Source organism: Conyzicola sp., from assembly GCF_046714715.1.
Taxonomy (GTDB): domain Bacteria; phylum Actinomycetota; class Actinomycetes; order Actinomycetales; family Microbacteriaceae; genus Conyzicola.
Genome location: NZ_JBKKAD010000099.1, coordinates 25,112 through 47,197 on the forward strand (window position 1 = coordinate 25,112; position 22,086 = coordinate 47,197).

Genomic DNA, 22,086 nt, shown 5'->3' on the forward strand with positions numbered 1-22,086 from the left:
CACTCTGGACGAGGGGCGACCACGATGGGTAAGACCGCAGAAAGCTTTTCCCCGACACGGTCGGACACCCTTTCGAGGGACACGACTGTGATGGTCAAAAATTAGTGGTAAATATTCGACAAAAAAGGGTCTTGCGCGGGCTCACCAAACGTTAGTAAGTTGAGCGTTTCGAGCGAAACCATCCCCGCGCCGTCGCGGCTTTGATAAAAGTGCAGATCAGACCCCTGTTATTTTCGTCGCGCTCGCGGGCCCCGGTGGTCAGACGATTTCGGCGAGCCAGCCGTTCTCAGAGAAATCGAGGCGGCCGACGCCCCGCCAGGCCGCGGCGAGAGCGTCGACGGCGCGCACCGTCTCGGCCTCGGGGTACGAGAACGGGATGCGCAGGAACCGCTCGAAGGCGCCGTCGATGCCGAAGCGGGGGCCGGCCGCGATCTGCAGTCCCTCGTTGCGCGCGGCGATCGTGAGCTGCGAACTCACGGGGGCGCCGAGGTTGACCCACGTCGTCAGGCCGCCGGCGACACGGGGCACCTCCCAGTCGGGCAGCTTCTCGGCGAGCTGGGCACGCAGAAACTCCTGGCCGGTTGCGAGCAGCCGGCGACGCGACTCGAGGATCGCGTCGTAGTCGCGCAGCAGGTGGGTCACCACGAGCTGCTCGAGCGCCGGCGTTCCGAGGTCGCCGCTCGACCGCGCACGCACGAGGCGCGCGATCACCGAGCGGTCCGCGCGGATCCAGCCGATGCGCACGCCGCCCCACACGGTTTTGCCGACCGACCCGACAAGGATTGCCTGCGCGCCCGCCGCACCATAGGCGGCGAAGGGCAGCATCCGTTCTGTCTCATCGATACCGAGCTCGGCCATCGTCTCGTCGGCGATGAGCGTGGTGCCGTGCTGGGCGGCCAGCTCGAGGGTGCGCTCGCGCAGCGCGGCCGGCATGGTCTGCCCGGTCGGGTTGTGGAAGTCGGGCATGAGGTAGCCGATCGACGGGCTGGTGCGTTGGATCGCCTGCTCGAGCGCCTCCTGGTCCCAGCCGTCGTGGGTCGTCACGGGAACCGGCACCAGCCGGGCGCCCGACGACTTGAGCGCCTCCATCGCGTGCGGGTAGCTCGGCGTCTCGACGAGCGCCCGGTCACCGCGGGCGATGAGCGTGCGCGAGAGCAGGGCGATGGCGTGCTGCGCGCCGAGGGTGACCATGATCTGGTCGGGCTCGGTCGGCAGGCCGCGCGCGGTGTAGCGGTCGGCGAGCGCCTGCCGCAGAACGGGCATGCCGACCGGGTCGAAGCCGCTGTCGCCGAAGTAGGCCGGCAGCTGCTCGGCGGCGGCGACCGCGGCGGCGGCCATTTCGGGCAGGGCGGGCATGCTGGCCTTGCTGAAGTCGAGCAGGCCCGACGACGCCGCCTCGGCCGGAATGCCGGCCCCGCGGGGCTGGCGGGCGACGCTGCCCGAGCCGCGCACACTGCTGAGGTAGCTCTTATCGCGCAGCTCGGCGTAGGCGGCGGTCACCGTGGTGCGGCTCACCCCGAGCTGCGCGGCGAGATCGCGTTCGGCGGGAAGGCGCGTGCCGAGACCGATGCGGCCGTCGAGGATCAAGAGCCGGATGCGATCGGCCAGGGCCTCGTAGGCGGGCGTCGCTCCCGCGCCCCTCCAGCTGTCGAGCATGAGGTCGAGGGAGCGCGCCGATACGAGGTTCACGCGGGCCACTTTACACCGATTGGCCTCTTGTCGAAAGGCCAATTTGGTAATTGGATTGCAGCTATGAACAGTTCAGCCCTATTGGCTCGCCGAATCATCCAATTGCTGATCGGCCTCGTGGCCTACGGTGTCGCGATTTCGATGATGGTGCGCGGCGCCCTCGGGGTGCCGCCGTGGGACGTGCTCACCCAGGGCCTCGTGCTGCAGACGGGCCTGCCGTTCGGCCTGCTGACCAACATCATCGGGGCGCTCGTGCTGCTGCTGTGGATCCCGATCCGGCAGAAGCCCGGCATCGGCACGATCGCGAACGTGCTGCTCGTCGGCCCGTCGATCGAACTCGGGCTCCTCTTGGTACCGGTTCCCGCCGAGCTCTGGCAGCAGGTGCTGCTGTTCGCCGGCGGGCTCGCGTTGCTGTCGGTCGCGAGCGGCCTCTACATCGGCGCGCGCTTCGGGCCGGGACCGCGCGACGGGCTGATGACCGGCATCCACACCCGGTGGGGCTTCAAGATCTGGTGGGTGCGGTCGGTGATCGAGATCACCGTGCTGTCGATCGGCTGGCTGCTCGGCGGCAACGTCGGACTCGGCACCCTAGCCTTCGCCCTGCTCGTGGGCCCGATGGTCGGGATCACGCTGCCGTGGCTGCGCGTTCCGACGCCGGAACCACGGGTGGTCGACGAGCCGGTTACGACTGTTGTTGATAGCTCGCAGCAAGGAACATCCGCAATTCGTTCCTGAAACGAAGGACACTCGCGGGCTCGCGGCGCAGACGTCCTTCGTTTCAGGAGTCTGCGCGGGAAGAGCCCGGCTCGTCTGAGGCTTGCCGGCTCGAGTTGATGCCGCCGCTAGTTGAAGGCGCTAGTTGATGCAGGCGCCCGCGGCGTAGGTCGTGCCGGCCGGGGTCGCCTCGGGAGCGGGCGCCGCGGGTTCGGCCGCCACCGGGGCAGCCGGCATGACGCCGTCGCCGCCGAGCACGACGGTGACCTGCGACACCGTGGTCGACGCCACGACGGCGGCGCCCGGAAGGTAGGTCGCCACGGCCTTGGCCGCCGCTTCCTGTCCGGCCGGGTATTGGATGGTGGTTGCGGCGGTCGCCTCCGTGGACGCCGGGGCGACAGTGACGAAACCAAACGACGCGAGGGTCTCGGTGGCCTCTGCCGCCGACCCGCTGTAGGAGCCAGCGTTCAGCACGGCGACCGTGACGTCGGCGGGGGCTGCGGCCGCCGCCGTCTCGTACGCCGACGGCCCGCCGATCAGGTCCTCGATGAAGGCGGGGATCGCCGCCGTGTCGACCTCGACGATCGACAGCGAACTGCCGCCGACGTTGATCGTGGGCGTGCCGAGAATCGGGATCGTCGCCGTCGTGATGTTGTCGGCGCTGAGACCCTTCACCTGGGTCGCGAGGTCGATGAAGTTGAGTCCCTCGTCGGTCTCGATCGCCCCGCTCACGGCGTCGAGCACCTCGCCGAGCTTGAACGGGTTGAGCAGCGTGCCCGCGGAGAGGATCTTGCGCGCCTCCACCGACAGGAAGTACTGCTGGCGCACCTGGCGGTCGAGGTCGCCGCGCGGCAGGCCGTGACGCTGACGCACGAAGGCGAGGGCCTGCTGGGCGTTCAACGTGGAGACGCCCGCCGGCAGGTTGAGGGTGGAGTACCTGTCGTTCACGGCGTTGTTGAGGCAGACGTCAATCGGGCCGAGCGCTTCGGCGATGTTGTAGAAGCCGAGCAGCGAGACGCGCACGTAGTGGTCGATCTGCAGCCCCGTCATGCCCTCGATCACCGAAATCAGCAGGCGTGCGCCGCCCGCCGGGTCCTCGTTGCCGCCGCCCAGCGAGAACGCCGCGTTCAGCTTGTTCTTGCCGAAGCCGGGAACGTCGACCCACGAGTCGCGCGGGAACGAGATGAGCGTCGCCGAGCTGCCGTCGGCGGGGATGTGCATCACCATCATGGTGTCGGTGCTGGTGCCGCCGCCGTCGGCGGTCGTACCGAGCTGCGCGAGTTGCGCGTCGCTCGCGCCGTCGGGCCGGTGGTCGTCGCCCACGAGCAGGATGTTCTGGTCGGTGCCGTCGAAGTCGTCGTCGCCCGAGCTGTCGATCGCGTCGACCTGGTTCACTCCCGAGATGAACCGCTGGTAGTTGAAGAAGACGTATCCGCCGGCGGCGAGAACCGCGACCGCCACCACGAGGCCGATCCAGCGCATCACGTGACGGCGGCGCTTCGGGCGCTGCGGCGGCATCGGCGGCTGCGGTGGCTCGAACGGCGGCTGCCCGCCGAGGGCCGGGTCTACCGGCAGCGGGAAGTCGTCATAGGAGTTCGGGCGGGAAGTCACTCCGCGAGATTACCGACCGATCCTGAACAAATATGCCGACCGAGCCGACAATCACTCTTAAGGATGACATGCCGGTTGAGTAGCGAGCGAGAAACGAGCCCGCGTATCGAAACCCCGACGAGGGCTTTGGATACGGTCGCGGAGCGACCTACTCAACCAGCGCTACAGCTCGCGCTCGGCGAAAGCCGTCATCGCGTCACGCACGAACGCGGCACCCTCGGCACCGCCGTAGTTCGCGCCGAAACGCTCGTCTGCGACGTACATCTCGCCCAGACCGACGACGTACTCCTTCGTCGGGGCGCCGGGATAGCCGGGCGTGCCGGGAATGCCCGACAGCCAGCCGTACTGCCGCCGGGCGAGTTCGTGAGCCTCGGTACCCGCGGGGTCGAGGGCGCGAGCCGCGGCATCCGCCCAGTCTGCGGCGAGCGTCGCCTGCTCTGCCAGGAAGGCCGCCTTCTCCTCCCCGGTCTTCGCGCGCCACCACTTATCCCCCGAGGCGTAGGCGTCCGTGCCCCAGCGGTCGACCACCTCCCCTTTGTATTGGGTGTGGTCGAAGCCGTTCAATATTTCTTCTGCCATGAGTTGTTCACCTCCCTTCAGTTTGTCGATGGTGGATTGGACGCTCGAGATCTGGTCGGCCAGCCGCTGCTGTTCCGACCGCAGCCAGTCCAGGTGTGCGAGCAGAGCCGACGCGTGGTCGCGCTCACCGGCGAGCACCTCGCCGATCGCGGGCAGGCCGAGGCCGAGCTGTCGCAGCAGAAGGATGCGCTGCAGCCGCACGAGCGCCGCCTGGTCGTAGTAGCGGTACCCGTTGTCGCCGGTGCGACTCGGGGCCAGCAGGCCGACGTCGCCGTAGTGCCGCAGGGTGCGGCTGGTGGTGCCGGCGAGGCGCGCCACCTCTTGAATGGGCCAGTCCACGGGCCCTCCTCTCTCGTGTTTTCCACCGTACGGGTTGACGCAGCGTCAAGGTCAATCGGGGGGGTTGTGCTCGTGCGAAGACGCGATATATCGTGTTGATCACGCAGTCGCGATATAACGCGAGTGCCCCAGACCCTAGGAGAAACCGATGGCACACGAGAAATGGCTTATCGACGGCGCCAAAGTCATCGACGTCGAGAACGTGAGCAAGCTCAAGGTCAGCCTCATCGCCGGCAAGGTCGACATCGTCGGCCACGACGAACCGGGCGCCCGCATCGAGGTGCACTCGGTGGACGGCAAAGAACTCAAGGTGTCGATCGAGAACGGCACGCTCGAGATCGACCACCCCCAGCTGAGCTGGGACAACTTCATCGAAGTCTTCTCGAGCTTTCGCGGCACCGCCCGCGCCGACGTGAGCATCATGGTGCCGCGCACCGTCGCGCTCACCCTCGGCGTCGTCAGCGCGAGCGCCCTGATTTCAGGATTGACGACGACGGATGCCACGGTCTCGACCGTGAGCGGAGACCTCGTGATCGACGGGCTCACCGGCACCCTCCAGGTGAACGGCGTGAGCGGAGAGGTCGCGATCAGCGATCACGACGGCAGGATCTCGTGCCGCACCGTCAGCGGCGACATCACCGCGTCGGGCGACCTGAGCGTCTTCACCGCGGAGTCGCTGAGCGGCGACGTGTTCACCGACATCACCGGCATCCCCGACGAGGTGCGCATCAGCACCGTGAGCGGCGACGTCACGACACGCCTCGCCCCCGGAGTCGCGGCGCAGTACAAGATCAACACGGTCGGCGGCAGGGTTCAGCTCGACGACGCCGAGATCAAGGGCGTGCACGGCCAGTACATCGGCAAGTACGGCGAGCTCGACGCGAAGTGGCTCGACTTCAAGGCCAACACGGTGTCGGGCCGCATCAACGTGATGCACGCGGTGTCGGCATGACGCCCCCGGTCTTCGCCCACGGCCACCTGCGCCTCTACCTCCTGAGCCTGCTCGCTGACGCCCCGATGCACGGCTACGAGGTCATCCAGGCACTCGAAGAGCGCTTCGGCGGCACCTACGTTCCGAGCGCCGGCACCATCTACCCTCGACTCGCAAAACTCGAGGAAGACGGGCTCGTCACCAAGTCCACGGACGGCCGCAAGACCGTCTACGAGATCACGGAAGCGGGCCGCGCCGAACTGGCCGCCCGCGCGAGCGAACTCGACGGCATCGAAGACGGCGTCACCGACTCTGTTCGCCGACTCGCCGACGAGGTGCGCTCATCGGTCAACTCGGCGATGAAGACGCTGCGCGCTGATCTCGCGTCGGCGGCGCGTGAGGCGCGCAGCGAGGCGAAGGATGCCGGACGCACGACCCGCGCGAACGTCAAGACCGAGCAGGTCGACAGCCGTGGCCAGCTGATGAACGCCGAGGCGGCGCTCAACGACTTCCGCCTTCAGCTGCGAACGGAGCTGCGCAAGCAGGTCGCGCGCGGCCAGCTGAACGAGGAGACCGTGCGCGTGCTCACCGTCGGGCTCGACGAGCTGCGCGATCGGGTGAAGGCGACGCTGGTTGAGTAGGCCGCTTGCGGCCGTGTCGAAACCGTCTGGGTTTCGATACGTCGCTGGCGCTCCTACTCAACCAGCAACAATCGTAGATATGTACTAGGGTTGACCGCGCGTTGATCTTCATCCACGATCCGCCGAGCTCCTCAGGAGCTGCTCCACTGCCGTAATCCACGGCCGGAGCCCCACACACTCTCAGCTAGAAAAGTCTGTTTCACCATGTTCAATCCCACTATCAATCTCAACCACTCGCAGGAAGCACTCGACGCGTTGTCGCCCGAGCTGCGCCAGGCGATCAACCTCAGCTACTTCTCCGGATTCACCAACGCGCAGATCGCCGGACTGCTCGGCGTGACCATCGAGGTCGTCGAGGAGCGGCTGCGCGAAGGCTTCGCGGCGCTCGCTGGTTGAGTAGGTCGCTCAGCGACCGTATCTAAACCCTGCGTCGGGTTTCGATACGCGCGCCAGAGCGCGCTACTCAACCAGCAGGGGCGAAGGCGACCGGCACGTAGAGGTCTTGCGCGCGGTCGGTCAGCGCCGTGTGGTCGTTGCGCGTGAAGATGCCGCACGCGTCGACCCGGCAGTCGAGCTCCTCGCCGACCGGATCGCCCACCTCGAGGTAGGCGGTGAACGTTCCCGAGCCCGGGTCGTCGTAGCTGCGGGCACCGAACAGTTTCCAGGCCCAGTCGTCGTTGATCCAGTTACTCGGCGCATATTCGACGGCGCCCACGGTTCCCTCGGCGGCGCCCTGCTGGTCAGGAACGCCACCGATGCACGGCCCGGGCTTCGAGCCCGTGTCATCCGGAATCTTGCAGATCGCCACGTAGATACCGCGCGATGAGTCGTAACCGGTACCGCTGACGACGATGCGGGTGCCGGGGGTCAGCGACGCGGTGTCGACGGATGCGCCGGGCTCGGGCGAGAGCACGTCGAAAGAGCGGGTGCGCCCGTCGTCTCCCGCGGCCGTCACCGATGTGGGCCACTCCTCGGCGAAATCGCCCTGCCCCGAACGTCCCTGGTTCTCGTGCGTGACGATCGGGATGACCACGAGCGCGACCGGCACGAGCACCACGATGGCGACCGCGAGAACCACCCACCGCCAGCGGATTCGTCGCCGTCTACCCGCTCGCACCATGGCTGAAGTCTAAGTCGTGACTAATTTCTGCCCGTCGGGAATAAAAAGAGTAGGCTCGCCCCTCGTGACTAACGACGTGCGGTCGCCGAAGCGTTGGCTGATCGGTGAACCACTCCCCTCGGAGAAGCTCGAGGGGCAACTCCTCCCCAAGCATCTGGCGCTCCCGATTTTCGCGAGCGACCCCCTCTCGTCTGTGGCGTACGCGCCGCAGGAACTGCTGCTCATCCTGACCCTCGGCGGCCTCGCGTTCCTGTCGTTCGCGCCCTGGGTGGCCGCCGCGGTCGTGGTGCTGCTCATCGTCGTCGTCGCGTCGTACCGCCAGCTGATCAAGGCCTACCCCTCGGGTGGCGGCGACTACGAAGTGGCGCATAATAACCTGGGCGAGAAGGCCGGACTCGTCGTGGCATCCGCCCTTCTCGTTGACTACATCCTCACCGTCGCGGTCTCGGTCGCGAGCGGCGTCGACAACATCATCTCCGCCTTCCCCGGCCTCAACCCGTTCCGGGTCGAGATGGCCGTCGGATTCATCATCGTGCTCGCTGCGATCAACCTGCGCGGCGTCGCCGAGTCGAGCAAAGCGTTCGCGCTTCCCACCTACCTCTTCATCGCCAGCGTCGGCGTGATGATCGTCACCGGAATCGTGCGGCTGGCCCTCGGCGACCCGGCCGTCGCCGAGAGCGCCCAGTACACGGTGGAGGGCGAGAGCCTCACCCAGGTCGCATTCGTGCTGCTGCTGCTTCGCGCCTTCGCGAGCGGCTGCAGCGCGCTCACCGGCGTCGAGGCCATCGCCAACGGCGTGCCCGCCTTCCGCCGCCCGAAGATCAAGAACGCCCAGCGCACCCTCGTGCTCATGGGCGGCATCGCCATCGTCCTCTTCATTGGCGTGATGATCTTGGCCCTCACCAGCCGGGTGCACTACGCCGAGAACGCCTGCGATCTCAACGGTTTCGTCGACTGTCTCACCAACCCTCAGCGCAGCGTGATGGCGCAGATCGCCTCGGCGGTGTTCGGCAACGGGTCGATCATGTTCTTCCTGATCCAGGCGGCGACCGCGCTGGTGCTGCTGCTCGCGGCCAACACCGCGTTCAACGGCTTCCCGCTTCTCGGTTCGGTGCTGGCGCGCGACAAGTACGCGCCCAAGTCGCTCTCCACCCGCGGCGACCGTCTCGTCTACTCGAACGGCGTGCTGGCCCTCGGCTTCGTGGCCGCGGTCATCCTCATCGCCTACCAGGCCAACCTCACCCAGCTGATCCAGCTCTACATCATCGGCGTCTTCGTGAGCTTCACGCTCGGACAGACGGGCATGGTCGTGCACTGGACGAAGATGCTGCGAGACGGATGCGCCAATCCCGGCCAGGTCTACCGCTCGCGCGCGATCAACGCTTTCGGCGCGGTGCTCACGGCCACCGTCCTGGTGATCGTCACCGTCACCAAGTTCACCCACGGCGCCTGGCTCGTGTTCGCGATCATGCCGATCCTCTACCTGGTGATGCTGCGCATCAACCGCTACTACGGCAAGGTCGAGCGCGACATCGAGGTCGACAACACCACCCAGTTCGGCGCGAGCGGCGACCACGCCATCGTGCTCGTGGGAAAGATGCAGAAGCCCACGCTGAAGGCGCTCGACTACGCGATCGCCGCACGCCACGCATCGCTCGAAGCCGTGCACGTGTCGATCGACGAGGTGGAGTCGGCGCTGCTGGTCGCCCAGTGGGAGGAGCAGGGCATCGACGTGCCGCTGCGCATCATCGCCTCGCCGTACCGCGACATCAGCATGCCGCTCATCAGCTACATCAAGGCCCACCGCGACGAGAACGGCTCGGAGATCGTCACGGTCTACACGCCGCAGTACATCGTGGGCCACTGGTGGGAGAGCCTGCTGCACAACCACAAGGCGAGGCGCATCCGCCACAAGCTGCTGCTCTGCCCGGGTGTCACCGTGGCCCTCGTGCCGTGGTTGCTCGACTCGACCCGCGCGCTCTACACGCGCCCGCAGCGCCCGCTGCCCGGGCAGGACCGGCGCGGCGAGCCCGTGCGTGTGATCCAGCGCAAGGCACTGCCGCCGGCCCGCATCCCGACCAAGCGGCCGTAGTGTCGTCGCTGCTGGCGGTGCTCGTGGGTGGGGCGCTCGGCACGGGTCTGCGCCTCGGGCTCGACCTGCTGGCCGCCCCGTTCTCGACGCTGATCATCAACGTGGTCGGCGCGTTCGCCCTCGGCCTGCTCACCGCCCGCGTCTGGCCCCGCGCCCGCCCGTGGGTGCGCGCCGGCCTCGGACCGGGGCTGCTCGGCTCGTTCACGACGTTCTCGGCGTTCGCCGTGGCGCTGGTGTCCCTCGCGTCCTCAGACGACTGGATGCTCGGGGCCCTCTACCTCGTCGCGACCCTCGCGCTCGGGTTCGGCGCGGCGTGGGCGGGCCTGCGCGCCGGCGCGCCGCGGAAGGGTTCGCGGATTTCGTCCGGCTCGCCACCTCCGCCGATTGAGCCTGTCGAAATCCCCAGGGCCACCCAATGACCCCGCTGCTCGCGCTCGCCGTCATCGCCGCGGGCGCCGTGGCGGCCGTCGCGCGCTACCTCGTCTCGCTGTCCTTCGCACGCACGCCCGGATTTCCGTGGGCGGTACTCACGGTCAACGTGGCCGGATCCCTGATCGGCGGCGCGGTGCTCGCCCTCGCCGAGCGGGCCGAGGTGAGCGCCGACCTGCGTCTCATCCTGCTCACCGGCCTCTGCGGCGGACTCACGACCTTCAGCACGTTCAGCGTCGAGACGATCGAACTCGTGCGCACGGGCTACACGCGCATCGCGGTGCTCAGCGTCGCCGCCAACCTCGTGCTCGGGGTGGGCGCGGCGGCTGCGGCGTACCTGCTGCTGCGCTGACGCGCGCGGCCGGCGTTCGTCATTCTCGCAACTCAGGCAGAATGCCGGATGCCGCGGCGCCCGCCCCTGCAAAACCGCGGGTCGCGCGGCCAGCCGGCACGATCTGCCTGAGTTACGAGAGCGGGGCGAGGGCGTTCGGCATTCAGGACAACCCGCCGCGTAGCCACCTCGCAGCCGCCCCAGTTCGCGGCGGGTGATGGCGGCGGCCCGTTTCATCCTGAATCACGAACCCGCCCGTCTTCGCAACTCAGGCAGAATGCCGGATGCCGCGGCGCCCGCCCCTGCAAACCCGCGGGTCGCGCGGCCAGCCCGCAAAATCTGCCTGAGTTGCGAGATGGACGGTGGCGAGTGAGGGGCGGCTGGTTCGCTCATCGGCGGCATAGTGCTGCTCCCGGCACTCGGGAAGAGCAGTATGCCGCCAGTGAGGGCGAGCTAGTCGTCGTTGCGGGGGTTGAGCAGCTCGTCGAAGTCGGGGAGCTCGCGCGCGATCGGACGCACGTGCTCGCGCGGCTTCGTCGAATCGTCTACGCCGTCGTCGTCTTGCGGCTCGACCTCGAAGCGGAACACGTAGTCGCGCGGCTCGTCGGAGTGCGACGCGGAGACCGGCAACGGGAAGACATCGTCCTCGGTCTGCGGCACGAACTCGAAGGTCGGGGTCGGATTCGACGCCGGGGTGGGGGCGGGAGTCGGTTCCGCGTGATGCCAGGAGTCCGGGCGCTCGGCCAGATCGGGGTCGGCGGCGAGTTCCTGCTCGGGTGTGGGCTCGGCTTCAGCCCCGGGTCCGGGGTCGGCCGCGAGCTCGGGGTCGGGCTCGGCAACCAGCTCGGGCTCAGGCTGAGGTTCGGGCGCGGTCTCGGTTTCCGGCTCGGGGATGGGTTCTGTGCCCGCGTCGGGCTCGGGCTCAGCAACAGCTGCGGGCTCGGCGGCGTCGGACTCCGCGTCGGTGTCGGACTCCGCGGCCGGTTCGGGCTCGGCACCGGGGATCGACCCGGCGGAGGCGAGGGCCACCGCGGCCTTGGCGAATGTGGTGCGATCGGCTGTGGGCCGCGGCTCGACGGCGGCCGGTTCCTGCGGCTCGGCGGGAACCGGGGCGATCGTGATCTCCGGTTCCGCCTCGGCGAAGGCCTGGAGGTCGGTCTGCTGGTGGGCTTCGGTGCCGGGCTCCGGCTCAAATTCGACCTGCACCGGCTCGGCGAGGGCGGGCGCCGCCGCAGGATTCGGGAACCCGGTGAAGGCCGGCGCGGCGACCTCGTCGGGCAGGAACTCGATCGGAACGATCGGCTCGCTGCTCGGCAGCAGCCAGCTCATGTCGTCATCGGGCTCGCTGGCGTGGCGGGGCTGGGTGTCGGGGGCTGGGGTTTCGACTGAGGGGGTTTCGACAGGCTCAACCGGCGATGTCGGCTCAACCGGCGATGTCGTCTCAACCGGCGATGTCGGCTCAACCGGCGAGGTGGTTTCGACAGGCTCAACCGGCGATGTCGGCGCGGCCGTCGACAGGAAGACGAAGGGCGCGGGATCCCCGGTGCGCACAGACTCGGCGGCGAGGCGGGCATCTTCGGCCTCGCGTTCCTGGCGCTTGAGCCGGGAGAGGGTCGCGATGGCCTGGCGCGCTACGGTGCGCCCGGCGCGGTTGGCTCCGATGGTCGACGCCTGGGGTCCGTAGCCGGCGAAGAAGATGCGCGGCTCCTTCCACGACGTTCCGTTGGCGACCATGATGCCGCCCTCCTTCTCGCGCAGCTTCAGCGGGGCGAGGTGGCGAAGCTCGGGGCGGAATCCGGTGGACCAGATGATGACGTCGGCCTCCTGGAACGCGCCGTTCGACCAGCGCACACCGTCGGGCTCGATCGACGAGAACATGGGACGAGCGGTGAGCACTCCGCGGTCGATGCCCGCCTGGATGCGCCTGGTGCGCGGCACACCGGTGCCGGCCACGATGCTGGGGAGCGCCTTGCCGGCACGGGCGGCCTCGTCCTGCATCGCGACGGCGGAGGCACGCGCCTCGAGGTTGAGCTCGCCGTCTTCGAGAAACTCGATCGGACGGCGGCTGACCCACGTGGTCTCGGCGGCGACCGACTCGAGCTCGAGCAGGAATCCGATCGCCGACGTTCCGCCGCCGACGACCACCACGTTCTTACCGGAGAAGTCCGCGGCATCCGCATATTCGGCGGTGTGAACGTGACGTCCCGCGAAGCTGTCCCGACCTGGGTACCACGGGATGAACGGGGAGCCCCAGGTGCCGGTGGCGTTGATGACGACGTCGGTCGACACCGTCTGCTCGCCTTGGCCGTCGGAGAAGGTGACGAGCATGCGGTCGCCCGCATTCACGACCTTCGTCACGGCGGCGGGCCGCACGACCTGGAAGTCGTAGAAGCGCTCGTACTGCTCGTAGTAGTCGGCGACGACCTCTTTGGCCGGCTGGGTGCGGTCGGCGGTCTCGAAACTGAGTCCGAGGGCGTCGAGACCGGGCAGGTCGTTGATGCGGTGAGCCGATCCGATGCGCAGCGCGTCCCAGCGGAATTGCCAGGCGCCGCCCGAGCCCGGGCCACGGTCGAGCACCACGAACTCGTTTCCGGGGTCGAGACCAAGTCGCTTCAGGTAGTAGGAGACGGAGAGTCCCGCCTGGCCACCACCGATAACGACGACGGATGTGTCGGTGCTGTCAGAGGTCACCCGACAACGTTACCCGCTGACCCTGCGTGCTAAACTGCCAACTACTTTTCGTTCAATCGCTGTTCGCAATCTCCCGGAACCTTTGAGGTTCCCTTCGGACTGATTTATGAGGGGGTCACGCATGGGGCGAGGCCGTCAAAAGGCGAAGCACACCAAGGTCGCACGTGACCTTAAGTACTTCAGTCCTGACACCAACTACGGAGCTCTTCAAAAGGAGCTCGGCACTTCCGGAGACCCCCGACTCGACGAGGACCTCGCAGCCTGGCCTGAATACGTTGCCGGCTCCGGCGTCGCCGTTGCCGAAGACGACCAGGAAGACGACGACGACGAATACGTGCCCGGCAGCTACCAGGCCGAAGACGACGACGCGGCGCGCAGCGCGTAACCACTAACTGCTGATTGAGTAGGCCGCCCGCGGCCGTATCGAAATCTGGTTTCGATACGCTCGCTGGCGCCTTCCTTCGCAGGCTCAGTCAGCGCTGGGGTCGCGCAAACGCTGGCGCCTTTGCCCCAGCTCCACCGCGCTCAACCGGCGTATTTTCCGCTCAGGCGCACGGCCCCGCCGTTGACGCCCTTCGCACCCTGCTCGAAGCCGGCGAGCGAGCGTTCGCCTGTGCCGACCCGGCCGGCCTCCCACGCGGGGATGCCGGCGGCCTCGATCGACGCGATCACCGCTGCGGCTTGGTCGGCGGCCACGACGGCGAACATGCCGATGCCGAGGTTCCAGGTGCCCTCGGTCTCCTCGAGCGTCATCGAGCCGAGGTCGGCGAGCACACGGAAGACGGGGTCGGGCGACCAGGTCGAACGCTCCAGCTCCACCCACGAGCCGATCGGCAGCACGCGCGCGAGGTTCGCCGCGATGCCTCCACCGGTCACGTGGCTGAGCGAGTGGATCGCGCCGGGCAGCTCGTCGATCACGCCGAGCAGCGGCGTCGTATAGAGACGGGTCGGCACCAGCAGCGCCTCGCCCCAGCTGCCGAGATCGCTCGAGGTGTCGGTGTAACCGACGCCCGCGCCGCCCAAGATGTGGCGAACCAGAGAGAACCCGTTGCTGTGCAGGCCGGATGACGCGATCGCAACGACCACGTCGCCGTCGACCACGAGCTCCGGGCCGAGAGCCTTAGACGCCTCGACCACACCGACGGCCGCACCCGCCACATCGTAGTCATCCGGCCCCAGAAGTCCGGGGTGCTCGGCGGTCTCGCCGCCGACCAGCGCCGTGCCCGTCTCGGAGCACGCGAGCGCGATGCCCTTGACGATGTCGGCGATGCGGGCCGGAACGACCCGGCCGCAGGCGATGTAGTCGGTCATGAACAACGGGCGGGCACCCACCACGACGATGTCGTCGACGACCATGCCCACGAGGTCCTGCCCGATCGTGTCGTGCTTGTCGAGAGCCTGCGCGATGGCGACTTTCGTTCCGACGCCGTCGGTGGAGGTGGCGAGCAGCGGGCGGTCGTACTGCTTGAGGAACGAGACGTCGAAGAGGCCGGCGAATCCGCCAAAACCCCCGACCACGGACGGGCCGTGCGTCGCGGAGACCGCGGACTTCATGAGTTCGACGGCCAGGTCACCGGCCGCGGTGTCGACTCCGGCCTCCGCGTACTTGTTACTCATGCCAGAGATCCCATCCGCAACGTGAAAGACTGTATATATCCCCCCAACTCTACGGTCTGGAGCTCATTCCGCATGTGCGGCATTGTTGGCATCGTTTCCTCCCAGCCGGCTAACCAACAGGTCTACGACGCACTGCTGCTCCTGCAGCACCGCGGCCAAGACTCGACGGGCATCTCCACGGCCGACGGCAGTACCTTCTACAGCACCAAGGCCAAGGGGCAGGTGCGCGAGGCCTACCGCACCCGCGACATGCGCGGCCTGCTCGGCAACATGGGCATCGGCCACGTGCGGTACGCGACGAAGGGCAACGCCGCCAACGAGCAGGAAGCCCAGCCGTTCTACGTGAACGCGCCCTACGGGATCACGCTCATCCACAACGGAAACCTCACCAACACCCGCGAGCTCACCCGCGAACTGTTCGACGTCGACCGCCGCCACCTCAACACGACCAGCGACACCGAGCTGCTCGTCAACGTGCTCGCCCACGAGCTGCAGGCCGAAGTATCCGGCGCCGACCTCGACGCCGACCAGGTGTTCAACGCCGTCTCCCGCGTACACGAGCGGGTCGAGGGCTCCTACGCCGCCATCGCGCTCATCGCCGGGCACGGACTGCTCGCCTTCCGCGACCCGTTCGGCATTCGCCCGCTGATATTGGGCAAGCGCTCGGCGGGACTCGTCGGCGACGAGTGGATCGTGGCATCCGAATCTCTCGTTTTGGAAAGCGGCGGCTACGAGGTCGTGCGCGACGTCGCGCCCGGCGAAGCGGTGTTCATCACACGCGGCGGCGAGATGGTGTCGAAGCAGTGCGCGGCGAACCCGCGGCTCATCCCGTGCTCGTTCGAGTACGTCTACCTCGCCCGCCCCGACTCGATCATGAACGGCATCTCGGTCTACGACGCGCGCCTGCGCCTCGGCGACCGCCTCGCCGACACGATCGCGCAGTACACGCCGATGGGCGACATCGACGTCGTCATGCCGATCCCCGACTCGTCGCGCCCCGCCGCGATGCAGGTCGCGCAGAAGCTCGGCATCGAATACCGCGAGGGGTTCTACAAGAACCGCTACGTGGGCCGCACCTTCATCATGCCCGGCCAGGAAGAGCGCAAGAAGAGCGTGAAGCAGAAGCTGAACGCGATGGGCAGCGAGTTCCGCGGCAAGAACATCCTCATCGTCGACGACTCGATCGTGCGCGGCACCACCTCGAAGGAGATCGTGCAGATGGCGCGCGACGCCGGCGCCAACAAGGTCACGTTCACCTCGGCCGCGCCGCCCGTGCGCTTCCCGCACGTGTACGGCATCAACATGCCGTCGCGCCAGGAGCTCGTGGCCCACAACCGCAAGATCCCCGAGATCGCGACCGAGCTGGGCGCCGACTACCTGATCTACCAGGAGGTCGCCGACATGCAGGCCGCGATCCTCGAGGGCTCGAACGTCACCGAGCTCGAGATGAGCTGCTTCACGGGCGACTACGTCACCGGCACCGTCTCGCCGGAGTACCTCGCCTGGGTCGAGGCGAACCAGCTGAGCTAGCTGGGGGCCGCTGGCGCCTGTGCCTGGGTTCGCACCTGCACCTGCACCTGCACCTGCACCAAATGCAGGAGATTTAGCGTCGAGCCACAGCTTCAAGCGGATCACGGGGCCTCGGGCACGGAATCTCCTGCATTTGGTACCCGGTGGGGGCGGATGCGCCTCGCGCCGCACGGCTCGGGCCGGGCGCGGGGACTGGTCCGGCGTCGAGATGTCACGAAACGGGGTGACCCGCGCACAAGTGGCCCCGTTTGCGGCAACTGGGCGCGCGTGCGCGGAATCATCCGCGGGTTTTGGTCGCCAGATGCTGTTGCCGCCGCAGAAATGCAGCAGTTAGCGACCAAAACTGGCCACAGGCGGGCGGGCGGATGCGCCTCGCGACGCACGGCTCGGGCCGGGCGCGGGAGCCGGGGCCGGTCGGGCGTCGAGGTGTCACGAAACGGGGTGACCTGCGCACAAGTGGCCCCGTTTGCGACAACTGGGCGCGCGTGCGCGGGATCATCCGCGGGTTTTGGTCGCCAGATGCTGTTGCCCCCGCGGAAATGCAGCAGTTAGCGACCAAAACTGGCCGCGGGCGGGCGGATGCGCCTCGCGCCGCTCGCCTCCCGCTAATGTGCGGGAGAACGACTTTTACCCGGGGAGAAACGTCGTTCTCCCGCAAATTAGTTGGCTGTGGTGCCCGGCTTCGGGGTTTCTCGGCCGTCGACAGGCTCGGGGGACGCAGGCGAGGCCGGCGCAGCGGCCGCCGCATCCTCGGCGGCGTAGCGCTCGTCTTCCAGGCGCTCGGCCTCGGCGAGATCCGGGTCGGTGAGTTCGGTGACGACCGTCGCGGGGCGGGAGCGGCGCAGCAGCATCCGGTCGAACAGCAGCGCGAGCAGCGCGCCGACCAGAACGCCCGCGGTCACGCCGTACAGCGCGAAGTAGCCGAACAGCGCGGCGAACCCGACCTTGGGGTCCACCGGGAAGCTCGCGGTGAGCATGAACGTGATGATGGCGCCGATGCCGCCTCCGACGATCATGAACGCGGGGTACTTGGGGGCGCGGCGAATACGCACCTCGGTCTCGTTCTCGGCGTCGTGATCGTCGCTGGGGGCAGTGCTCATGAGCCTATTGTCGCAGCCGTAACCGGGAGGTAGTCGCTGAGGTCGGCGCGCTGGCCCGAGGCGTGCACTCTGCCCGCGGCGAGCGCGTCGGCCCAGCCGAGTGACCCCGTCGCCAGAGCGAGCCACGTCGCGGCATCCGTCTCGACGACATTCGGCGGCGTGCCGCGCGTGTGCCGCGGTCCCTCGATGCACTGCACCGCGCCGTACGGCGGCACGCGCACCTCGACGGTGTTGCCCTCGGCCCGATCGGCGAGCTCCTGCAGCAGGTAGCGCACCGCCGTCGCCAATGTGTCACGTGAAACTTCCACGCCGTCCACGGCGGTTCTCACCGCTGCGGCGCCGATCCCGCTGTCGATGCGTGCCTTGGCCATGCACTCAACGCTACCCGGGCGCGCCGGGTACGCTGATCGGGTGCGAATCCTAGTTCTCGGCTCCGGTGCGCGTGAGCACGCCATCATCACGTCCCTGTTGAGCGAGAACGCGGGGCACGAGATCACCGCCGCTCCCGGCAACGCCGGCATCGCCGCCGTCGTCGAGGTGGTCGCCCTCGACCCGACGAACGGCTCGATCGTGCGCGACTACGCCGCCGACAACGGCATCGAACTCGTGGTCATCGGGCCGGAGGCACCGCTCGTCTCCGGTGTCGCCGACAAGCTGCGGGCCGCCGGCATCCCCGTCTTCGGTCCGAACAAGGCCGCCGCCGCCCTCGAGGGCAGCAAGACGTTCGCGAAGCGCATCATGGACGCCGCCGGCGTTCCCACCGGCCGCGCCGTGCGCGCCACAAGCCACGAGCAGGCGATCGCCGCGATCGACGAGTACGGCGCCCCCTACGTGATCAAGGCCGACGGTCTCGCCGCAGGCAAGGGCGTGCTCGTCACCCCCGACCGCAACGCCGCGGTCGCCCACGCCGACTACTGGCTGCAGCACGGCGACGTGCTGGTGGAGGAGTTCCTCGCCGGCCAGGAAGTGTCGCTGTTCCTACTCAGCGACGGCGAGAGCGTCGTGCCGCTCGAACCCGCGCAGGACTACAAGCGCGCCTACGACCACGACGAGGGACCGAACACCGGCGGCATGGGCGCCTACTCCCCGCTGCCCTGGCTCAGCGAGGAGTTCGTCGACGACGTCATCACCTCGGTCGCGCTGCCCACGATCCGCCAGCTCGCGGCCGAGAAGACGCCCTTCGTCGGCCTGCTCTACTGCGGCCTCATCCTCACCAAGCAGGGCACGCGCGTGATCGAATTCAACGCCCGCTTCGGCGACCCGGAGACGCAGGCCGTGCTGCCGCGCCTGGTAACCCCCTTGAGCGGTTTGCTCTACGCGGCCGCGACCGGCGGTCTCGGCCGCCTCCCGTACCCCAAATTCTCGGGCGACGTGGCCGTGACCGTGGTGCTTGCCAGCGAGGGCTATCCCGATTCGCCGGTCACCGGACGGGAAATCACCGGCCTCGACGCGGCATCCGCAATCGAAGGCGTGCACATCACGCACGCGGCGACCGCGAAGCTCGACGGCAAGTACATCGCGACCGGCGGGCGCGTGCTCAGCGTCGTCGCGACCGGCGCGAACTTCGGCATCGCGCGCGGCCGGGCGTACCAGGCGCTCGGGCACATCCGCCTCGAGGGCAGCCACTACCGCACCGACATCGCCGCCCGCGTAGCGCAGTAGCGCCGGGCCGGCGTCCGCTCCCCGAGCTCGCCGGGCCCCATGTACCAAATGCAGGAGAATTCCGGTCGAGTCACACGTTGACGCGGATCGACGGTCCTCGCGCGCGAAATCTCCTGCATTTGGCACGCGGCGGGTGCGGTTTAATGGGGGCATGACGGATGCTGCAGCTCTCCCCGGGTGGACCCTCCTCTATTCCGGCAAGGTGCGCGAGCTGTACACCTCGCCCGATCACCCCGGCACAGTGCTGATGGTCGCCAGCGACCGCGTGAGCGCGTTCGACCACGTGCTCGAGCCGGGCATCCCGGGCAAGGGCGAACTGCTCACGACCCTCAGCCGCTGGTGGTTCGAGCAGCTCTACGGCGTGCCGAACCACCTGGCACCAAGCGCAACTGCCGATATCCCCGAGTCCGTCGCCGCGCGCGCGATGCTCGTCACAACGCTCGACATGTACCCGGTGGAGTGCGTCGTGCGCGGCTACCTCAGCGGCAGCGGCTGGCTGGAGTACCAGCAGACCCAGAGCGTGTGCGGCGTCGCGCTGCCGGCGGGCCTCAGCGACGGCGACCGCCTGCCCGAGCCGATCTACACCCCCGCGTGGAAGGCCCCGCTGGGCGAACACGACGAGAACATCACCTACGAGCGCACGGTCGAGCTCGTCGGCGCGGAGGTCGCATCCGCCCTTCGCGACGCCAGCCTCGACATCTTCACCCGCGCTTCGGCGATCGCGGAGGCCCGCGGCATCATCCTGGCCGACACCAAGTTCGAGTTCGGCGCCGATCCGGAGACGGGCGAGCTGACCCTCGGCGACGAGGTGCTCACGAGCGACTCGAGCCGGTTCTGGGACGCCGAGCTGTACGCGGCTGGCGGCCCGCGCCGGCTGGAGAGCTTCGACAAGCAGATCGTGCGCAACTGGCTGAAGGCGAACTGGGACCAAGCCACCGCCCCGCCCACGCTGCCGTCCGAGATTGTCGAGCAGACCGCCGCCCGCTACCGCGAGCTGATCGAGAGGCTGACCGGCGCATGATCGTGCGCGAAGTCCACTGGGACGACGCGGGCGCCGTCGCCCTGCGCGCGGCCCAGCGCGTCGAGATCGCCGAGCGCTACGGCACCGACGACTCCGAGCCCGGCCCCGCGCCCACGGCCGACGACATCACCGCGTTCTATGTGGCCTATGCCGACGACGGCACTCCCGTCGGGTGCGGCGGGTTGCGCCGAATCGACGAAACGCACGGCGAGATCAAGCGGATGTTCGTGGCCCCCTCCGCCCGCGGCTCCGGCGTCTCGACCGCCGTGCTCAACCGGCTCGAGCGCTTCGGCCTCGAGAGCGGGTGGTCGCGCCTCGTGCTCGAAACCGGCACGGCCCAGCCGGACGCGATCAGGTTCTACACGCGCGAAGGCTTCACCCCCATCGACAGGTACGGGTACTACGTCGACTCCGACGACTCGCTGTGCTTCGCATCCGACCCCGCACTTGACCTGCTGTGCGAGGGCTGCGAGTAGGCACCCATCCGATCGGCGCACCGCTCCGAATCCTTTTCGGTGGTGGCCCGTTGCCCAGAACAGCGGGCCACCGCCGCCTTTTTCGCCACCTCCAGGAATAGTTGTAGCGTCAACTAAGTTGTAGGCTGGTGACGGAAAGGCACTCGATGACCAGCACCCAGAATCTGCTCGCGCCCGATACTTCGATGGGCGCGGTGACGCTGCGGGTCGCCGACCTCGACGCGATGACCGCCTACTACCGCGACGCGGTCGCGCTGCAGGTGCTGAGCGCCGACGGCGATGTCGCGTTGCTCGGCCGCGGAACCACTGCCGTGATGATCCTCGTGCACGCTCCGGAACTGAAGAACGCGAGCCCGCGAGACGCCGGGCTCTTCCACACCGCGATTCTCTTCGAGACCGAGGAGGCGTTGGCGGCATCCGTCTATTCGGTCGCGCAGAAGCACCCGAACACCTTCACCGGCAGCTCCGACCACCTCGTGAGCAAGGCGTTCTACTTCACCGACCCCGAGAACAACGGCGTCGAACTCTACTGGGACCGCGACCGCAGCAACTGGAGCTGGTCGCACGGCAGCATCGAGATGTCGACGCTCTACCTCGACCCGAACGAGTTTCTACAGCAGAACCTCACCGAGCGGGCGGTGGCGCAGCCGCTCATCGGCGGCGCGCAGGTGGGTCACGTGCACCTGCAGGTCGGCGACGTCGAGACCGCCCGCGAGTTCTACGTGAACCGGCTCGGCTTCGAGACGACCACCAGGTTCGGCGACAGCGCGCTGTTCGTGAGCGCCGGCGGCTACCACCACCACATGGCGATGAACACCTGGAACTCGAAGGGTGCCGGCCCGCGACAGCTCGCGCTCGGTCTCGCACAGGTCGACATCCGCGTTCCCGGCGTCGACGACGTGGGCGCGCTCACCGAGCGGCTGAACCACTTCGGCGTGCAGACCCGCGACGACGGCGCGGCCGTGAGCTTCGACGACCCGTGGGCCAACCTGATCACGGTAACCGCGGCCGGCTGAGTTTGCTCGCCGGGCGCGAGAGGCCGCAGGATAGGCCCATGCTGGAAACGCTCGGAATCGCCCTGCTCATCGTCGGTACCGTGCTCGGCTTCACCGCGGCGCGGCAGATCACCCGCGCCAACCACGGGGTCGCCATTCCGTGGTCGGGCCGCATCCCGAACCAGCCGCCCAGGGCGCCGCTGTGGCGGGGCGTCGGCGGTGCACTCGTCATCGTCGGAGCGCTGAGCCTCTACTCGACGCTGGGCGTGCTGATCATCGTGGTGGTGCTCGTCGCGACCGCCTCGCCGCTGCTCGTGTTCGTTGCGCACAACCGCCGCGTGGCCGCCGCCGGCTAGCCGATGCGGTCGTCGAGCTCGGTGATCACGTCCCACGCGCCGTCTTCGGAGTTCGAGAGCACGACCACGTCGAGGCCCGCCTCGACGTAGTGCCGCAGGATGCCGCTCGCGCCGGCGTTGATGCCGTCCTGGAAGTACGACCGCACCGAGCCTTCCTCGTCG

22 protein-coding genes are annotated in these 22,086 nt (G+C 68.3%); 14 read left to right on the forward strand and 8 right to left on the reverse strand.

What is annotated here, in order from left to right; genetic code table 11:
* Positions 1-258 precede the first annotated feature (258 nt).
* Entirely contained in the window at positions 259-1,689 is a 1,431-nt protein-coding gene (locus tag ACLQ6X_RS07695) for a PLP-dependent aminotransferase family protein (protein ID WP_411699586.1), read from the reverse strand.
* Between the two features lie 81 nt (positions 1,690-1,770).
* Between ACLQ6X_RS07695 and ACLQ6X_RS07700 the strand changes: the two genes are divergently transcribed.
* Positions 1,771-2,424, forward strand: coding sequence for a YczE/YyaS/YitT family protein (locus ACLQ6X_RS07700; protein ID WP_411699606.1), 654 nt, complete (start codon positions 1,771-1,773; stop codon positions 2,422-2,424).
* A gap of 120 nt (positions 2,425-2,544) precedes the next feature.
* On the opposite strand, the gene ACLQ6X_RS07705 is transcribed toward ACLQ6X_RS07700, so the two are convergent.
* Together ACLQ6X_RS07705 and ACLQ6X_RS07710 are read right to left on the reverse strand one after the other, a co-directional pair.
* Positions 2,545-4,014: an LCP family protein gene (locus ACLQ6X_RS07705; protein ID WP_411699587.1), complete on the reverse strand. Its 1,470-nt coding sequence runs from the start codon at positions 4,012-4,014 to the stop codon at positions 2,545-2,547.
* A gap of 162 nt (positions 4,015-4,176) precedes the next feature.
* Positions 4,177-4,932, reverse strand: coding sequence for a MerR family transcriptional regulator (locus tag ACLQ6X_RS07710; protein WP_411699588.1), 756 nt, complete (start codon positions 4,930-4,932; stop codon positions 4,177-4,179).
* A 148-nt stretch (positions 4,933-5,080) separates the two neighbouring features.
* Between ACLQ6X_RS07710 and ACLQ6X_RS07715 the strand changes: the two genes are divergently transcribed.
* The 3 genes from ACLQ6X_RS07715 to ACLQ6X_RS07725 all read left to right on the forward strand — a co-directional run bounded on the left by ACLQ6X_RS07715 (position 5,081) and on the right by ACLQ6X_RS07725 (position 6,900).
* A complete protein-coding gene (locus tag ACLQ6X_RS07715) occupies positions 5,081-5,884 on the forward strand; it encodes a DUF4097 family beta strand repeat-containing protein (protein WP_411699589.1) in 804 nt (267 codons plus the stop codon).
* Positions 5,881-6,504 (forward strand): PadR family transcriptional regulator, encoded by a 624-nt coding sequence (locus ACLQ6X_RS07720; protein WP_411699590.1) that lies wholly within the window; start codon positions 5,881-5,883, stop codon positions 6,502-6,504. The genes ACLQ6X_RS07715 and ACLQ6X_RS07720 overlap by 4 nt, the downstream gene beginning before the upstream one ends.
* A 204-nt stretch (positions 6,505-6,708) precedes the next feature.
* Positions 6,709-6,900 carry an RNA polymerase sigma factor gene (locus ACLQ6X_RS07725; RefSeq protein WP_411699591.1) on the forward strand — a complete coding sequence of 64 codons (192 nt, stop codon included), beginning with the start codon at positions 6,709-6,711 and terminating at the stop codon, positions 6,898-6,900.
* A gap of 67 nt (positions 6,901-6,967) precedes the next feature.
* Here the strand turns inward: ACLQ6X_RS07725 and ACLQ6X_RS07730 are convergent, their stop codons facing one another.
* Entirely contained in the window at positions 6,968-7,624 is a 657-nt protein-coding gene (locus ACLQ6X_RS07730; protein WP_411699592.1) for a hypothetical protein, read from the reverse strand.
* A 64-nt stretch (positions 7,625-7,688) separates the two neighbouring features.
* Here ACLQ6X_RS07730 and ACLQ6X_RS07735 point away from each other — a divergent pair, with 64 nt between their 5' ends.
* From ACLQ6X_RS07735 to crcB, 3 genes are read left to right on the forward strand one after another with little or no spacing between them, the layout of a single operon-like run.
* Positions 7,689-9,716, forward strand: a complete 2,028-nt coding sequence (locus ACLQ6X_RS07735; protein WP_411699593.1) for an APC family permease — start codon at positions 7,689-7,691, stop codon at positions 9,714-9,716.
* Positions 9,716-10,135, forward strand: a complete 420-nt coding sequence (locus ACLQ6X_RS07740; protein WP_411699594.1) for a fluoride efflux transporter FluC — start codon at positions 9,716-9,718, stop codon at positions 10,133-10,135. Before ACLQ6X_RS07735 ends, ACLQ6X_RS07740 begins: the two co-directional genes overlap by 1 nt.
* A complete protein-coding gene (gene crcB / locus ACLQ6X_RS07745) occupies positions 10,132-10,497 on the forward strand; it encodes a fluoride efflux transporter CrcB (RefSeq protein WP_411699595.1) in 366 nt (121 codons plus the stop codon). Before ACLQ6X_RS07740 ends, crcB begins: the two co-directional genes overlap by 4 nt.
* A gap of 432 nt (positions 10,498-10,929) precedes the next feature.
* On the opposite strand, the gene ACLQ6X_RS07750 is transcribed toward crcB, so the two are convergent.
* Entirely contained in the window at positions 10,930-13,167 is a 2,238-nt protein-coding gene (locus tag ACLQ6X_RS07750; protein WP_411699596.1) for an NAD(P)-binding domain-containing protein, read from the reverse strand.
* Positions 13,168-13,288: 121 nt separating this feature from the next.
* Between ACLQ6X_RS07750 and ACLQ6X_RS07755 the strand changes: the two genes are divergently transcribed.
* Positions 13,289-13,552 (forward strand): DUF3073 domain-containing protein, encoded by a 264-nt coding sequence (locus tag ACLQ6X_RS07755; RefSeq protein ID WP_188510946.1) that lies wholly within the window; start codon positions 13,289-13,291, stop codon positions 13,550-13,552.
* A gap of 140 nt (positions 13,553-13,692) precedes the next feature.
* Here the strand turns inward: ACLQ6X_RS07755 and purM are convergent, their stop codons facing one another.
* The gene (purM, locus tag ACLQ6X_RS07760) at positions 13,693-14,784 is read right to left on the reverse strand and encodes a phosphoribosylformylglycinamidine cyclo-ligase (protein ID WP_411699597.1); all 1,092 of its coding nucleotides are present in this window, start codon (positions 14,782-14,784) and stop codon (positions 13,693-13,695) included.
* A 72-nt stretch (positions 14,785-14,856) separates the two neighbouring features.
* Here purM and purF point away from each other — a divergent pair, with 72 nt between their 5' ends.
* A complete protein-coding gene (gene purF / locus ACLQ6X_RS07765; protein ID WP_411699598.1) occupies positions 14,857-16,314 on the forward strand; it encodes an amidophosphoribosyltransferase in 1,458 nt (485 codons plus the stop codon).
* A gap of 659 nt (positions 16,315-16,973) precedes the next feature.
* On the opposite strand, the gene ACLQ6X_RS07770 is transcribed toward purF, so the two are convergent.
* Positions 16,974-17,414, reverse strand: a complete 441-nt coding sequence (locus ACLQ6X_RS07770) for a hypothetical protein (protein WP_411699599.1) — start codon at positions 17,412-17,414, stop codon at positions 16,974-16,976.
* On the reverse strand, positions 17,411-17,785 hold the full coding sequence (locus tag ACLQ6X_RS07775; protein WP_411699600.1) for a sterol carrier family protein: 375 nt from the start codon (positions 17,783-17,785) through the stop codon (positions 17,411-17,413). Before ACLQ6X_RS07775 ends, ACLQ6X_RS07770 begins: the two co-directional genes overlap by 4 nt.
* 40 nt (positions 17,786-17,825) lie before the next feature.
* Here ACLQ6X_RS07775 and purD point away from each other — a divergent pair, with 40 nt between their 5' ends.
* From purD to ACLQ6X_RS07800, 5 genes are all read left to right on the forward strand, one after another.
* A complete protein-coding gene (gene purD / locus ACLQ6X_RS07780; protein ID WP_411699601.1) occupies positions 17,826-19,076 on the forward strand; it encodes a phosphoribosylamine--glycine ligase in 1,251 nt (416 codons plus the stop codon).
* 151 nt (positions 19,077-19,227) lie between these two features.
* Positions 19,228-20,097: a phosphoribosylaminoimidazolesuccinocarboxamide synthase gene (locus tag ACLQ6X_RS07785; RefSeq protein ID WP_411699602.1), complete on the forward strand. Its 870-nt coding sequence runs from the start codon at positions 19,228-19,230 to the stop codon at positions 20,095-20,097.
* Positions 20,094-20,573 (forward strand): GNAT family N-acetyltransferase, encoded by a 480-nt coding sequence (locus ACLQ6X_RS07790; RefSeq protein WP_411699603.1) that lies wholly within the window; start codon positions 20,094-20,096, stop codon positions 20,571-20,573. Before ACLQ6X_RS07785 ends, ACLQ6X_RS07790 begins: the two co-directional genes overlap by 4 nt.
* 146 nt (positions 20,574-20,719) lie before the next feature.
* Positions 20,720-21,589 carry a VOC family protein gene (locus ACLQ6X_RS07795; RefSeq protein WP_411699604.1) on the forward strand — a complete coding sequence of 290 codons (870 nt, stop codon included), beginning with the start codon at positions 20,720-20,722 and terminating at the stop codon, positions 21,587-21,589.
* Positions 21,590-21,627: 38 nt separating this feature from the next.
* On the forward strand, positions 21,628-21,924 hold the full coding sequence (locus ACLQ6X_RS07800; protein WP_411699605.1) for a hypothetical protein: 297 nt from the start codon (positions 21,628-21,630) through the stop codon (positions 21,922-21,924).
* Positions 21,925-22,086: the final 162 nt, after the last annotated feature.